The 14,488-nt window shown below is 71.1% G+C and carries 15 protein-coding genes and 1 pseudogene; 1 reads left to right on the top strand and 15 read right to left on the bottom strand.

What is annotated here, in order from left to right; genetic code table 11:
• Positions 1-137 precede the first annotated feature (137 nt).
• The 15 genes and pseudogenes from BLV01_RS19385 to BLV01_RS19310 form a co-directional block, all read right to left on the bottom strand.
• A complete protein-coding gene (locus tag BLV01_RS19385) occupies positions 138-1,403 on the bottom strand; it encodes a D-alanyl-D-alanine carboxypeptidase family protein (RefSeq protein ID WP_254782698.1) in 1,266 nt (421 codons plus the stop codon).
• A gap of 243 nt (positions 1,404-1,646) precedes the next feature.
• A complete protein-coding gene (locus tag BLV01_RS27140; RefSeq protein WP_091803791.1) occupies positions 1,647-3,299 on the bottom strand; it encodes a septal ring lytic transglycosylase RlpA family protein in 1,653 nt (550 codons plus the stop codon).
• Between the two features lie 68 nt (positions 3,300-3,367).
• Positions 3,368-4,522: pseudogene (mltB, locus tag BLV01_RS19375) on the bottom strand (lytic murein transglycosylase B); the annotation flags it as partial.
• A 241-nt stretch (positions 4,523-4,763) separates the two neighbouring features.
• Positions 4,764-5,204, bottom strand: a complete 441-nt coding sequence (locus BLV01_RS19370) for a hypothetical protein (RefSeq protein WP_091803785.1) — start codon at positions 5,202-5,204, stop codon at positions 4,764-4,766.
• Positions 5,205-5,217: 13 nt separating this feature from the next.
• Positions 5,218-5,514, bottom strand: a complete 297-nt coding sequence (locus tag BLV01_RS19365) for a cytoplasmic protein (protein WP_091803782.1) — start codon at positions 5,512-5,514, stop codon at positions 5,218-5,220.
• Entirely contained in the window at positions 5,504-5,992 is a 489-nt protein-coding gene (locus BLV01_RS19360; protein WP_217633545.1) for a GNAT family N-acetyltransferase, read from the bottom strand. The genes BLV01_RS19365 and BLV01_RS19360 overlap by 11 nt, the downstream gene beginning before the upstream one ends.
• Positions 5,992-6,501 carry a YcxB family protein gene (locus tag BLV01_RS19355; protein ID WP_139178879.1) on the bottom strand — a complete coding sequence of 170 codons (510 nt, stop codon included), beginning with the start codon at positions 6,499-6,501 and terminating at the stop codon, positions 5,992-5,994. Before BLV01_RS19355 ends, BLV01_RS19360 begins: the two co-directional genes overlap by 1 nt.
• Positions 6,502-6,764: 263 nt before the next feature.
• Positions 6,765-9,053, bottom strand: coding sequence for a peptidoglycan-binding protein (locus BLV01_RS19350; RefSeq protein ID WP_091803776.1), 2,289 nt, complete (start codon positions 9,051-9,053; stop codon positions 6,765-6,767).
• 60 nt (positions 9,054-9,113) lie between these two features.
• Positions 9,114-10,001 carry a hypothetical protein gene (locus BLV01_RS26405; RefSeq protein ID WP_175486119.1) on the bottom strand — a complete coding sequence of 296 codons (888 nt, stop codon included), beginning with the start codon at positions 9,999-10,001 and terminating at the stop codon, positions 9,114-9,116.
• A 229-nt stretch (positions 10,002-10,230) separates the two neighbouring features.
• On the bottom strand, positions 10,231-10,638 hold the full coding sequence (locus BLV01_RS19335) for a DUF1801 domain-containing protein (RefSeq protein ID WP_091803767.1): 408 nt from the start codon (positions 10,636-10,638) through the stop codon (positions 10,231-10,233).
• 46 nt (positions 10,639-10,684) lie between these two features.
• Entirely contained in the window at positions 10,685-11,242 is a 558-nt protein-coding gene (locus BLV01_RS19330; protein ID WP_175486117.1) for a DUF1801 domain-containing protein, read from the bottom strand.
• A 105-nt stretch (positions 11,243-11,347) separates the two neighbouring features.
• Positions 11,348-11,791 (bottom strand): hypothetical protein, encoded by a 444-nt coding sequence (locus BLV01_RS19325; RefSeq protein WP_091803761.1) that lies wholly within the window; start codon positions 11,789-11,791, stop codon positions 11,348-11,350.
• On the bottom strand, positions 11,791-12,477 hold the full coding sequence (locus BLV01_RS19320; protein WP_091803758.1) for an SIMPL domain-containing protein: 687 nt from the start codon (positions 12,475-12,477) through the stop codon (positions 11,791-11,793). Before BLV01_RS19320 ends, BLV01_RS19325 begins: the two co-directional genes overlap by 1 nt.
• A 58-nt stretch (positions 12,478-12,535) precedes the next feature.
• Positions 12,536-13,045: a YcxB family protein gene (locus BLV01_RS19315; RefSeq protein ID WP_091803755.1), complete on the bottom strand. Its 510-nt coding sequence runs from the start codon at positions 13,043-13,045 to the stop codon at positions 12,536-12,538.
• A 54-nt stretch (positions 13,046-13,099) separates the two neighbouring features.
• Positions 13,100-13,726 (bottom strand): HEAT repeat domain-containing protein, encoded by a 627-nt coding sequence (locus BLV01_RS19310; protein ID WP_091803751.1) that lies wholly within the window; start codon positions 13,724-13,726, stop codon positions 13,100-13,102.
• A 263-nt stretch (positions 13,727-13,989) separates the two neighbouring features.
• Between BLV01_RS19310 and BLV01_RS19305 the strand changes: the two genes are divergently transcribed.
• Entirely contained in the window at positions 13,990-14,487 is a 498-nt protein-coding gene (locus BLV01_RS19305) for a hypothetical protein (RefSeq protein ID WP_091803747.1), read from the top strand.
• Position 14,488 lies beyond the last annotated feature (1 nt).

Raw genomic sequence — 14,488 nt, 5'->3', positions numbered from 1 at the left:
GCTGGGGGCCTTCGGGCCTGAGGCTTTGCTTTCGGGTCGCGGCGATCGCAGACAAGAGCATCGGGCCTGAAGGCCCTCCCACAAGAACAAAAAAGGCCGGCGAGCGCCGGCCTTTTTCATCGCGGGGGACGCGAAACTCAGTCCGACTCCCACCACATCCAGAACTCGTCCCACAGCCGCTTGAAGAAGCCGCCCTGCTCGACCGCGGCCAGCGCCACCAGCGGGCGCTGCGAGACCACCTTGCCGTCGAGCATGACCTTGACCGTGCCGATGGCCTGGCCCTTGTTGATCGGCGCGACCAGGGTCTTGGGCACGTCCATGCTCGGCTTGAGTTGCGGGTACTTGCCGCGCGGCACGGTCACCAGCAGCGGCTCGGCGACGCCGAGCTGCACTTCGGCGCTCTGCCCCTTCCACACCTTCTGCCTGGCGACGGCCTTGCCGGCGTCGTAGAGCTTGTGGGTCTCGAAGAAGCGGAAGCCCCAGTTGAGCAGGGCTTGGCTGTCGCTGGCGCGCTGGGCTTCGGAGGTCGAGCCCATCACCACCGAGATCAGGCGCTGGTCGCCGCGCTGGGCCGAGGCCATCAGGCAGTAGCCGGCCTTGGAGTGGTGGCCGGTCTTGATGCCGTCGACCGAGGAATCGCGCCACAGCAGCAGGTTGCGGTTGGGCTGGGTGATCGGCCCGACCTTGAGCTCCTTGATCTTGTTGTACGAGTACGCGGTCGGGAAGTCGTGGATCAGCGCGCGCCCGAGCAGGGCCAGGTCGTGCGCGGTGGAGTAGTGGTTCTCCTGCGACAGCCCGTGCGGGTTCATGAAGTGGCTGTTCTTCAGGCCGATGCGCGCGGCGTACTGGTTCATCAGCGCGGCGAAGGCGTCCTCGCTGCCGGCGACGTGCTCGGCCAGGGCGATCGCGGCGTCGTTGCCGGACTGCACCACCATGCCCTTCTCCATCTCCACCAGCGGCGCGGTCTGGTTGACCGCGAAGCCGGAGTAGCTGCCGTCGGTGGCCGCGCCGCCCTTGCGCCAGGCGTTCTCGGTCATCATCACCTGGTCGGTGTCCTTGACCTTGCCGCCGGCCATTTCGGCGGCGATCACGTAGCTGGTCATGACCTTGGTGATGCTGGCCGGCTCGACCCGCAGGTCGGGGTTGTTGCTGGCCAGGATGTTGCCGCTGGCGGCGTCCATCAGCACCCAGGCGGTACCGGCGATCTGCGGCGGCGGCGGGACCGGCAGCGAATCGCTGGCGGGCGGCTGCGCGGCGGCCGGGGTGGCGGCAGCGGCGGCGGGCTTGGCCGCGGGCGCCTGGGCCGAAGCCAGGCCGGCGACGGCGGTGGCGAGGAAGGCCGAGGCCAGCGCGGCGAAGGCGGCCGCGCGCGGGGTGGCCATTCGCGTGAAACGGGAACTCATCGTTGAACTGTCTCCGGGACCGGTACCGTGCCGGCCGCAAGGCGTGGCGGTCGGCGCCGCCGTCCTGGCGGCCACCGTCGAAAATGGCCGGACCGTGCCTTCCTGCTGCGGTCCGCGAGCCGTGCATCGTGCCTGAGATGCGCGGCGCTTGCAGCCGCCGGCCGGTTCGGCCGGCAGGGCGGGTTCAGTCGGCGCGGGCCGGGCGCCTCCGTTGCCGGCCGCCCCGCCCCGCTTGCGCCGCGCTCAGTCGCGTACGCGCTGCGGCTGGCCGAAGCCCAGACCGACGATGCGGGCCGCAAGTTCCGGCGCGGCATCGGCCTGCAGCGGGCCGACCCGCAGCCGCCAGATCTTCTGGCCGCTGGCGGAGCTGCCGTCGAGCAGCCGGGCCGCGGAAATGCCGGCCCCGCGCAGCATGCCCAGGGCGCGGTCGGCGTTGCTGCGGGCGGAGAAACTCGCCACCTGCAAGGTCACATCGCCCGCGGACGGGGTGGCGGCGGCGACCACCGCGGCGGCCTTGGCCGGGCTCGGCGGCGGCGGCGCGGCCGGCGGCGCCGGCAATGCGGCCTGCGCGACGGCGGTGGCCGGCGCGGCCTTGCCGGCCTTCTTCGCCGCCTTCTCGGCCTCGGCCAGGGCGCGCTGCTGTTCCTTCTGCTGCTTGGCCAGCAGCTTCTGCTGCTCGCGCTGCTGCTTCTCCAGCGCGCGCTTCTCGGCCTTGGTCAGCGCCTTCGCCGGCGGCGGCGCGACCGGCTGGCCGGTGGCGACGCGCACCTGGCGCGACTTCATCCAGGCGTCGAATTCGTCCGCGGTCATCGACTTGCCGTTCTGCATCATGTCGAAACGGTAGTCGTGCGGCCCGGGCTTGCCCGTCGCGGCCGCCGGAGCGGTGCTGGCGACGGTCTTGGCCGGCGCCGGCTGGCCGGTGGCCACCGTGGTCTTGACCGGTTCGGCCGCGGCGACCGGCGCCGGCTTGCCGGTCGCGACCGTGGTCTTGACCGCCGCGGCGGGGGCCGCGGCCATCGGCGTCGGCTTGCCGGTGGCGATGCGCACGCCCGGCGGCAGTTCGCCGGCGTTGGCGCTGGCGATCGGCATGGCCGAGACCAACCGGTCCATCGCGCTGGGCGTCTTCGCCGGCGCGGCGGCGGGCGCCGGCGGCGGGTTGTTGGCGGCGCTGGCGTACACCGGCGGCGGCACCTCGCCCGGATGCAGCGCGCGCACCTCGACCCGGCCGGTGCCGCGCTGGGTGATGCCGAGCTTGATCGCGGCCGCGTAGCTCAGGTCGATCACGCGGTCGTCGTGGAACGGGCCGCGGTCGTTGACCCGCACCGTCACCGACTTGCCGTTGTCCAGGTTGGTGACCCGGGCGAAGCTCGGCAGCGGCAGCGACTTGTGCGCGGCGGTGAAGGCGTACATGTCGTACACCTCCAGGTTGGACGTGCGGCGGCCGTGGAACTTCTGGCCGTAGTACGACGCCGTGCCGGTCTCGACGTAGTCGTCGTGCGAGTCCAGCACCTTGTAGGTCTTGCCCAGCACCACATAGGGCGAGCGGTTGCCGAACTGCGAACGCGACTCGGCGACCACCTCGGGCTCGGGAATGGAATCGACGTCGGGGATGTAGTCCGGCGTGGAGTCCTTGACCCCCGGCGCGTACAGGCCGCCGGCCTTGTAATTGCCGCGCTTGCTGAGGTCTTCCTGGGCCGCCGCGTACGGCGATTTCTTGCGCCCGCCGCCGTGGGCCAGGGTCGAGCTGTGGACCCGGTCGCGGTCGGGCAGCGCCAGCGCCTCGGAGTTGGATTTCTTCGGGGAGCTGGCGCAGGCCGCGAGGGCCAGCGGCAGCGCGGCGACGACCAGCCGTGCGATCACCTCGATCGACGACCGCTTCGGGCCGGCCGCGCTCATGGGCGCGGCGCCTGGGGTTTGACGGCGGGCGCCGGCACGGGGGCTGGCGCAGCGGGGGCGGTCGCAGTGGCCAAGGGATTCTCCCGTCCGGCGATCGCTTCCGCCAACTGGTACACCGCCATGCCGTAGTGCTTGGAGATGTTGTAGCGGGTGATCGCGTAGAAGTTGCGGAAACCGAGCCAGTATTCGGGGCCGTTGACCCCATCGAGGTTCAGCAGCGTCGCGGTCTCGGCTGGCGCCACCGGGGTCAGCGGACGGTAGCCGCGCGCGGCCAGGTCCGTCAGCGAGTACACCGGGTCCATGCTCTCCGGTACGAAGTCCTGCGCGGTCGCATCGCGGCTGGCGCGCGCGACCACCGGGCCGCCGCGCACCCAACCGCCCTTCTTGACGAAGTAGTTGGCGACCGAGGCGAACACGTCGTCGAGATCGGTGAACAGGTTGCGCTTGCCGTCGTTGTCGCCGTCCACCGCGAACTCGCGGTAGCTCGACGGCATGAACTGGCCCCAGCCCATCGCGCCGGCGTAGCTGCCGGTCAGGGTGGTGATGTCGATGCCCTCTTCCTTGCCCAGCGCGAACAGCTGGCCCAGTTCGCCGCGGAAGAACGCCTCGCGGCGGTTCTCGCGATCGAGCTTGGCCGGATCGCCGCTGCGCGGGTAGGCGAAGGCGAGCGTGTACAGCGCATCGACCACGTTGTACTTGCCGGTGTTCTTGCCGAAGCTGGTCTCGACGCCGACGATGGCGACGATGATTTCCGCCGGCACGCCGGTCTGCGCCTGCACCCGCTCCAGTTGCGCGCGATGCTCGGCGAGGAAGGCCTTGCCCCCGTCGATGCGCGCCTGGGTGATGAAGATCGGGCGGTAATCGCGCCACGGCTTGCCTTCGGCCGGCCGCGACATCGCCGCCACGATGGCGTCCTTGATCTGCGCCTTGGCCAACACCGATTCGACGTAGGCCGGCTCCAGGCCGTATTGGATCGCGGTGTTGGCGACGAACTGGGCGCGGGCCTGCTCCAGCGGCATCTGCACCACCGGCTCGGGCAGCGCGGGCGTGCCGACCACCGGCGTGGCTGGCTTGGCCGGAACCGGGGCCGGAGCCGCGGGGGCCTGGGGCGCAGCGGCCTGGGCCGAGGCGATGGGCGCGATCGGCGCCTGCGTAGCGCAGGCGGCCAACGCGATCGTGAGCGCGCCGAACAGGGCGCAACGGGCGGTATGGCGTCGGGTCATCGGCGCGAGAGTAGCACGCGATTGCGAGGCAAAAAACCTTGGCATTGCGGGACTTAACCGATTTTATTCATGTAGGGTTTGCGGAGTGCGGGCGCCTGCGGCCGGCACGCGAACATGAACAGAGGGCGCCTTTTCGGCCGATCCCGACCCGCCCTCCCCGGCGCGCGCGGAAGGGACTTCCAGCGTTCGTGGGAGGGACTTCAGTCCCGACGCTTTCCGCTCACAGCCCCACGCGGCCCCTTCACTCCACCCCGCCCACCCGCGTATTGCCGATCGTCAGGTGCAACGCCGGCTGCGGCTCGCGCGGCAACCCCAGTTCCTCGCGCAGCGCCAGCAGGCGCTCGCAGCGCACCGGGCACCAGACGAAGCCGTCGGTCTCGCGCACCGCCGGGTCGTATTCGAACGTCACCGTCGCCCCGTCCCAACGTTTCCACAGCGCGTCGAGCGGCGGCCGCTCGCCGCGGATCGCCGAGATGTGCGCGCCCCACAGCGGGCTCTGCAACTGGCGCGTGCGCCGGTGGCCGAGCAGGAACTGATGGCGCAGGTAGCGCCCCAGTTCCGGATCGCAATCCACGATCAGCCACCACAGCGTGCTGCCGCCGTCGCGGCGGGTGTGGCCGCCGCGGCCGAGTTGCGGGCTGTAGCGCAGGGTGCCGGTGGCGGTCAGGAAGGTGCGATTCATCGCCCCGGCACGCCTACGCCATTGCCGCGAACCAACGCGCTTGCATCGCCTGCAGGAACGCGCGTTCGATCGCAAAGCCCGAGGCCGAGCCGATCACCGCGTCGATGCCGCAGGCCGGACACAAGGCGGTGACGCCGACCTCGTCGTCATTCGCGTCGGCGGCCGCATCCGCCGGCGCGTCGATCCACTCGACCACAGCCTGCGGCGAAAACATCGCCAAGCAGAAGAAACAGCCGCAGCGCTCGCTGGCGAGCAGCTGGGCGCGATGGTTCGCGCTGTGCCGGTGGGCGCGGTCGATATCAATGGTCATCGCGGCCGCCCAACAGCGCGCGCATCCGCGCATTCGGCACCTCGATCCCGCGCACTAGCGGCCGCTGCTGGGCCACGACGTCGAACCCGAAGCGGGCGAAGAACGGCTGCGCGCTGCGGCTGACGTTCGAATGCACCGCGACCAGCCCGCGTTCGCGCGCCAGCGCGAGCAGGTGGGCCATCAGCGCGGCGCCGACGCCGCGGCGGGCGTAGTCCGGCGATACGTAGAAATGATCGATTAAGCCGTCCTCCTGCAGGTCGGCGTAGCCGGCGGCGACGCCATCGACTTCGGCCACGAACGGATGCAGCGCGCGCACGCGCTCGATCCACCGCTCGCATTGCGCCGGCGGCCACTGGGCCGGCGACCAGGCCTGGATCTGCTCCGGCGCGTAGTCGCGCGCGGCGGTCACGCGCACGGCGGCGCGGAAGATCGCCAGCAACGCCGGCGCTTCGCCCGGCCGCAACGCGCGGATGCGCATCAGGCCCGCGGCGCGCCCACGCCGGCCGCCTGCGCCAGCGCGAGCAGCGCCTGCCCGTCCTGCGGCGAGGCCAGCGCGCGCAGCGGAATCGCGTGCGCCTTGCGCGGCGCGAAGAACAACAGCACGAACCCCTGGCTGCGCTTGACCCGCACGATCGCCGACCACGGGTGGGTGTGGGCGAACGCCGAGGTGGACACATGCACGCCGGCGGGGTCGAAGACGTAGTTGAACGGCTCCTGCGGCCCGCGCCGGACCAGGAAACCGGCCGCGGCGCTGAGCGCCAGCAAGGTCGGGATGAACACGATGCACAGCCCGATCATGCGCCACAGCGGCGCGCCGACCGGCACGCCGCCGGCCAGGGCCAGGATCGCCAGGATCAGGCCGACCGCCGGCCACGCCAGCGCGAATGCCAGGAACAGCTTGCGCTGGAAGGTCAGCGCCGCGGCGAGGCGGACGCGTTCCCAGGGGGTGAAGACGAACGAACAGCGGATGTCCTGGGCAGATGGCATCGAATACGGTCGGCGAAAGGCGAAAACGTTCGGGGCGGCGGCAGGCGCCCGCGCCCGTGCGGGAAAAGGCCGGCGCTCAGGCGACGCCGGCAGGGGCGGCGCGAGCGCACGGCGATGCGCGGGCGGGCGCGGTCCGCGCCGCCTGCGCTGGCGAGTGTACGTGGTGGCCGGCATCGGCCGGAACCGCGGCGGCCCGATGCGCGCCGCACCGCAGCTGCGCCGCCGCGCCGTCCGCGAAGGACGGCGCGGCGCGCGGCCGGGCATTACTGCGCCATGGCCTTGGCCTGGGTCTGCTGCGGATCCTGGCGCAACGGCGCGGCGGCCGGCACGTCCTGGGCCAGCGCCTGCGTGGTCTGTTCGACCGACTGGCCCACGGCCTGGGCCTTGTCGGCGACGACGCGGCGGTGGCTGGGGTCCTGCAGTTCGCCCTGCACCGCGAACAAACGCTGGCCGTCGGCGCTGGCGACGACATGGTCGATCTTGTTGAAGCCGCTCACCTTGGCCTCGTAGACCATCGTCGCCGCGGCGCGCTCGAGCTTGTCGCGGTCGCCGCCGAAGCCGGCCTGCGGGCCGAGCTTCTCCAGCCCGGCGACGGCCTGGCGGTACATGCCGTTGTCGGGATGGGCGGCGTCCGACAGCAGCGGCGCGGCCGGGCGGATCGGCGTGGGCTCGACCGCGCCGCGGGTCTGCGGCGTCGGCGCGACCGGCGTGGCGCCCGGCGCAGCGGGAGCCGGCGTCGGCGCAACCCCCTGCGGCTGCTCGCGCGCCGGCGCCGGCGCCGGCTGGGTTTGAGTCTGGGTCTGGGCCGGGACGGGCTGGCCGATGCCGAGCGCGGTCAGGCTCTTGGCGCCGGCGATGCCGTCGTCGTCGAGCCCGCGCGCGCGCTGGAAGGCCTTGAGCGCGTCGGTGGTCGGTGCGTCGAAGGTCCCGGTGACCGGCAATTGCGCGCCGTTGCGGTTCAGCGCGGCCTGCAGTTCGCGCACGTCGTCGGGCCGGCCGCGGCCCTCGCGCAGCGCGCCGCCGAGCACCGACGGATAGCCGCTGTTGCGGTCGCCGGTGGAGACCTCGCGATACGCCTCGTTGGCCGACATTCCGCTCTGCAGGTTCTGCTGGTAGCGCTCGCGCATCTGGGTCAGCGCCGCCGCGGACTGCGCCGCGGTGATCGAGGAACTGTTGCCGCCCACGCCGTCGTGATAACTGCGTCCGGTGCTCGGATCGGCGACGCTGGCGAACTCCTGCGCCAGCGCCAGCTGCGCGCCGCGCAGCGACTGCGGATTGCCGTCGCCGGTGATGAACGCGCGCACCTGCGGGCGTTTTTCGTCGACCAGATAGTCGGCGAACATGCGCTCCTGCAACTGCGGGGTGAAGCGCGCGCTCGGGTCGATGCCGAGCCGATCCACCGTCTCGCGCATCGTGCCTGGGACCATCTGGTACTTGCCGACCGCGAACAACTCGTCGCGATGGCCCGGGTTGGTCTCGTGCAGTTGCTGGCGGCGCATGACTTCGCCGACGGTGAGGTTCGAGAAGTCGATCTGCGCGCCGTTGGCGTCGCCGGCGCGGCCGCGGTTGTAGGAGTTGTAGCCGCCTTCGCCGCCGGAGATCAGCGCGCTGAGCGGACTGTCGCGGAACGCCGGCGCGGCCGCGGCGGGCGCCGCCGGCGTGGGCGCGGGTACGGGCGTGGGCGTTACCGGAGTCGGCGTCGGCGTGGTCGCGGCTGGCGCGGGTGCCGGCGCCGGAGCGGGCGTCGGCGTCGGTGCGGCCGGCGCGGGTGCGGCCGGCGTCGCGGGCGCGGGCGCCGGAGCCTGCGCCTGCGGCGCGATCCCCAGCGACTGCAGCGTGCGCGGGCCGGCGATGCCGTCGACCGGCTCCAGCCCCTTGGAACGCTGGTAGGCGGACACCGCCGCCTCGGTCTGCGGGCCGTACACGCCGTTGGTCGGCAGTTGCGCGCCGTTGCGGTTCAGCGCTTCCTGCAACTGGGTCACCTCCGCGCCTTGCTCGCCGCGGCGCAGCACGCCGTCGCGCATCGGCGAAATCGTGCCCGGCTGGATCGTGCCGTTGTCGATGTCGCGCACGTAGTTCTGGAACTGGCCGCGCTCGACTTCGACGTGGGCATGGATCGAACCCGGCGAACCGACGTCGCCCATGCGCCCCAGCGGCTGGCCGTACTCCACGCGCGCGCCTTCGGGCAGGGTCGAGCCGTGGGCCATGTGCAGCACCTGCCCCAGCCGCACCGCGCCGGGCTCACCGAACGGGCGGTCGAAGATCTGCACGGTGTTGGTGCCGTCGTTGAGACGGTGCACGTAACCGGCGACCGGCGCAGGAATGTTGACCGGCCCCGGCGTGTCCTGCGACAGGATGAAATCCTTCTTGATGAAGGTGCGCCCGTCGGACAGATGGCGGACTTCCTCGAGCTTGCCGCCGATGACTTCGTAATCGCGCCCGTCTTCGCGCCCGGAACTGGGATGGTGCTTTTCCAGGTCCTCGAAGCTGTGCACGTCCTCGCGTCCACCGTGACGGTCGACGCTTTCGCTCATGCGATATCTACCGCTCATGACTGCTCTCCTGATCCTTGGTGAGTCCGATCGTGGTTGAATGCGGGCCGGCGTCGCGCCTCAGGGCGAAGGCGGCTCGGGGTCTTCGGTGAGGCGCCAGCAACCGCCCTTGTCTTCGAAACGGTACGAATTGCCTTCGGACATGTTGAGCCGGTACGAAACCAGGCGCGCGTTCGCGCCCTGCCGGGACACGCTCAACTTCAGCGGCTGCTTGTCCGATTCGCCCTCGTGGACGAAGTGGTAGGCGCCGTTGCGGTAGCGCACATCGAAGCCGCGATACGCCGAGCCCAGCACGTACACCGGCTGCGGCACGTCGCCGTCCTCGTCCGAGCGCAGCTCCACCACCTTGACCAGCGGCGCGGTGAACTCGCGCGCCAGCGCCGGATCGGCGGCGAAGCGGGTCAGGAACTGGTCGAAATCGCCCGCCGGACACGCTGCCGCGGCCGGCGCGTCCACGCCCACGAACTCCCAGTAGCGCACCGCGGTGGCGGTGCCGTTGCCGAGGGTGTTGCCGCGGTCGTTGGGCCCATAGGTGCCGACGCGCACGCGCAGGCCGAGTTCGCGGTTGGCGAACCACATCTTGCAGTAGCCGTCGGAACTGCAGCCTTCGACTTCGGGAAGATAGGTGCAAACCCGCGCCTCGCCGCCGACGTTGCTGCGGCAATCCGGGTCGCGCAGCGGCAGCCAGCCGGCGCCGAGCAGGCGCTTGCGCAGGTCGCTGTAGGTGATGTCCTTGGAGAAGGACTTGGCGATCTCGGGCTCGGCGACGGTCGCGGCGGGCGCCGGTGCAGCCGGCGCGGCGGCGGCCGGCGCCGGGGCGGTTGCCGGCGCCTTGGCCACGGCGGGCGCGGGCGCAGGAGCGGGGGTCGCGTCGGCGGCGGAAGCGGCCGGCTTGCAGGCCGCCAGCAGCAGCGCGAGCGACAGGGCGGTGTAGATGGGGTAGCGCATACTCGTCCGTGTGGTGCGTTGATCCGCGCGCAGTCTAGCCAAAAAACATGGCCAAACGCGCCGCCGGGCCGCAGGCGCTGATGGACGGACGGCGAAAGGGCCGCAACCGCGGCCCGGCCCCGCATTCAGGCATTCGCGGCGAGGCGCCGGCACGGTCGTGCGGCCGGAACTGCGCGGCGGGGCCTGGCCGGCGCCGGGGCGGCCCGGCACCCGGCAACGCGCGACCCGGCTACTTGCGCTTCGACGCGTTCAACGCGATCGCCGCGCGCACCAGCGCCTGCAGCGCCTTGCCGTCGATCGCGTCGCCCTGGTGGAGATCGATCGCGCGCCGGGTATTGCCGTCGAGACTGGCGTTGAACAGCCCCGCCGGGTCCGGCAGCGAAGCGCCCTTGGCGAAGGTCAGCTTGACCGCGCTCTTGTAGGTCTCGCCGGTGCACACGATGCCGCCGCGCGACCACACCGGCACTCCGCGCCACTTCCACTCCTCCACCACCTGCGGATCGGCTTCGCGGATCAGCTTGCGCACCCGGGCCAGGGTCTCGCCGCGCCAGTCGGCCAGTTCCTGGATGCGTTCGTCGATCAATCGCGAGGCGGCGGCTTCGGTGGGCGCAGCGTCGGCGCCGGTAGTGTTTTTCATGCGCGGGCTCCTGCAGTCGTGGTCGAACCGGTACGGCCGGCGGCGCCTACATGCGCTCGCCCGGCAAGCGGCTGGCTTGCGCGATCCAATCGGCCAGTTGCGCCTCGTCGAACGGATCGTGCTCGTGGAGATGGTGATAACGCACGTCCGCCATTTTCGATGCGTGCGCCGGCGGCGGGTCCAGCGCCGCGCCGCGGAAAAAGGTGAGCTTGAGGTAGCGGTCGAAGCAATGCATGGCGAAGAACCAATGGCCCTCCTCGACCGCGTACAGCGGCGTGTTCCACTTCACCGCCTTGCGCACGCCGGGCACGGTGCGCTCGACCAACGCATCCAGGCGGCGAGCGAGATCGCGTTTCCAGCCCGGTACGGCGTCGAGATACGCCTGGACGGGGGCGTCGCCATGGCCTTTGGGAATTTGCGGATTGCCGCCGGACAGCAGGCGGGGAGCGCAAGCCGCGGTCTTGCCGGGCTTCGCGGCCGCGGCCTTGCGCCGGGAAGCGGGCGCCGCGCCCGCGGCCTGATTCGCCTTCGCCGTCTTCGCCGCCGGTGTTGCGGCCGTCTTGGCCGCGGCCGTCGCTGCGGACTTGGGTGTCTTTGCGGTCATCGCCAGCATCCCACTCAGAAGCCGACCAGGGCCGCAAGATACCTTTTTTCGCCGCCCCGGCGCGAACGCGGGGCCGCGAAGGTCATCGGCGCCGCGACGGCGCGCTCATCGCGTCCCCGACGCAGGCGCAGCCTCGATGTGATCCTGCGACAGCGTTTGCCGCAAGGTGACGCGGCAGACCGGATCGTAGGTCGCCACGATCCGGATCCTGCGGCGCGTGTCGGTCGTGCGCACCACTGCGAAATAGGTATCGCCCCAATCCTCGACCTCATGCGCGTCGGTGCGCAATCGCGTCGACAGCACCACGTCCTCGCCGTCGAGCACGTCCATCTGCGCGACGTCCAGGTCCTTGCCGTCCACCCGCTTGGCCAGCAGCACGAAATACTCGACTTCGGTCTTGGCGTCGTCCGCGTCCGTGGCCGGATGTTCGGAGACCTGATAACGGATCGGATCGGGCAACTCCTTGGGATAGCCGCGATCGGCGCAGACGATGCTCAAGGCGAACGCCGAAGGCGAAAAAAGCAGCAGCGCGGCCGCCAGCCAGCGCATCAGCCGCCTCCCGATTCGGTACCGCCCGCCGCGTCGCCGAACTCGCCGACGCGCAGCTCCATCCGCACCGTCAGGCTCAGCTTGCCCTCGTGGTTTTCCACCAGCTGATAGCCCTTCATGTCGTCCGCGCTGGCCATCAGCTTGGCGCGCCCGCCGCGCGCCATCGGATACGGCGGCTCGCTGTCGTCGTTCGGCTCGCCCCATTGCTGCGACAGGCTGTGCACCGAGCGCAGCCGCAGCCCGGCCGCATCGGCGATCAGCCGGGCCTGGCGCATGGATTCGGCCACTGCGGCGCGCAGCAATTCGTCGCGCTGCGCGCTGAGCGGGCCGTACTCGCGGCGCATGCCGCGCAGCGACACGCCCTTCAACGAGGCCAACCCGCCCAGCGCCTCGGGCACCGATTGCGCCGGCACCTCGCGGATCTCCAGGTCGATCTCGACCGAGGAACCGGAAAACCAGCGCTCCCCTGCGGCGAAGGTCAGCGAGTCGATGCGGATCTTGTCCTCGCCGACGCCGAGGCCGCGCATCAGCTCCTGGATCGCAATCAGCTCCTTGCTCTTGCGCACCGCCGCCATCGAGCCGACCGACGCGGTGCCGACGACGTGGACCTGCAGGGTGATGCCGGTGGGCGCGACCCAGGTTTCGCGGGTGACCTGGGTTTCGATGCGGTCGGGTTGCATGGACATTCGGGTATCCGGAGGGAAGGGCGGGAGTGCCGCGATGGGTCCGCTCGCACGCTCGGCCTCAGGCCGAGCGCACGTCCGCGCCGTGCGCCGCGGCCATGGCCACCAGCGCAGCCTGCACCGCCGAGTCGGGAATCGCACGGAACGGAATGCAGTGCGCGCAGCCGGGCGAGAAGAAGAACATCAGGAACCAGCGCCGGCGCTTGACCTTGAAGATCGCCGGCCACTTGTGGGTGAAGTCGTAGGTGACCGCGGCGACGTGGATGCCTTCGCCGTCGAAGGTGTAGGCGAACGGCTCGCGGGATTGGCGATGGAAGTAGTGGGTCATCGCCGTTCCGAGCAACACCATCGCCGGAACGAACGCGAACACCAGCGCGATCGCCAAGGCCAGTTCGCCCGTGATCGGCCGGCCCTTGGCCAGCGCGAACGCCGCCAGGCCGACGCCGCACAGCGGCCACAGCAGCGCCATGCACAGGCTCACCGGGCGTTCGCCGATCAGCGCCAGCGTGGCGCGCACCCGGTCCCAGTAGCCGAAGGCGAGCGAGAAGCGTATTTCCGTGGCATGTTCCATCGAGCCGAATCCATCCAATGAGCGCGAGCGGGTCGGCCGCCGCGCGTGCGGCCGCTAGCGCATATTCTGCAACCGTTCGGCGAACTGGCGCAAAAACGGCCGCTCGTCGCGCAGCCCCTGCGCCAGCAACGCCTCGAACCGCGGCGACTGCAACTCGCGCAGGCACTCCAGCGCCGACATCCGCGCCCACTCCTGGTATTCGTCCGGCCGGTGCCACGCCGCCCAGGCCAGTTCCTCGGCCGCGCGCACGCCCAGGCCCGCCAGCGAGCGGGTCGCGCGGCGGCGCACGTACTCGTCCTGGTCGCTGGCCAGCGCGAGCAACAGCGCCTGCGCTTCTTCGTCCCCGCGCAGATGGCCCAGCTCCACCGCCAACTGCCAGCGCGCGTCGGCCTCGCCGTGGGCGAGCGAGGCGCGCGCCAGGAAGCGCAACGTGCCCGGACGCAGCCGGCGGATTTCGCGGACCAGGTATTGCGCATCGTTGTCGCGGGCGATCGCGTACAGCACGTGGCCGACTTCCGCGTCCGACCAGCCGCGCGGATGGCGCCCCTCCACCCAGGCCAGCACCGCGCGGTGCCAGGCCGGCCACTGGCTGTAATCGCACTCCCATTGCCCTTCGCGCGGAACGATGCCGGCCCCGGCCCATTCGCGGAAACGGGTGGTCTCGATGCTCAGATCGGTCATGGCGGCGCGAGGGCCTCCGTGCGGGCGCTGGCGGCCAGCTTAGCGAAAAGCCGACGGCTTCGGAGCCGCGCCCGCACGCCGCCTCACCGCCCCTCACGCTGCAACGCCAATCACACTCGCCGCGCTCGCCGCACACCTAAGATCGCGGCGACGGCGGCGCCTGCCGCCGTCCACCGCAAGGCCAGTCCCCCGCGCGCAAGCGCCGTCGCCTTGGGCCGCAGTCGCGGCGCGCGCCGTCCGTCTTTTCCGCCACGGAGCAGACCATGAGCCGACGCACCCTCGCCTTTTGCGCTTTCCTGATCGCCGCCCTGCTGGCCGCCGACGCGGCGGCCAAGAACAAAGTCACCCGCCAACTCGGCGGCGCCTGCGGCGAAGACGCCAACACCATCGCCCAATGCGACGTCGGCATGAGTTGCAAGGACGGCTATTGCGCCATGAACAGTTATCTTTCCGAAGCGTCGAGGAGTTGCAAGGACCTCATGGTCAAGGCCGGCGTGGTGGGTGCGCGCGAAACCGTCTCGGTCCACGACGGCTTTTGCTACAAACACTGCGACGGCATGTACGAACTGGCGATGCAGGCCACGCCGGTCACCGAGCGCCTGATGCACCGCGCGCGCGTGGGCTCCAAGGAGTTCGGCGAAGAGGTCGCCAAGCTCTCCGACAGCGAGAAAGCCACGTTCAAGGCGGCCGAGAGCAAGTGCAATTCCTGCGGCAAGCAGTGCACGATCGGATCGAGCTTCCTCGGCCGCGGCGGCTACTGAT

It is taken from the genome of Lysobacter sp. yr284, assembly GCF_900107375.1.
GTDB lineage: Bacteria > Pseudomonadota > Gammaproteobacteria > Xanthomonadales > Xanthomonadaceae > Lysobacter.
Note: the sequence above shows the minus strand (reverse complement) of the source record. Positions and strands in the feature narration are given on the sequence as shown.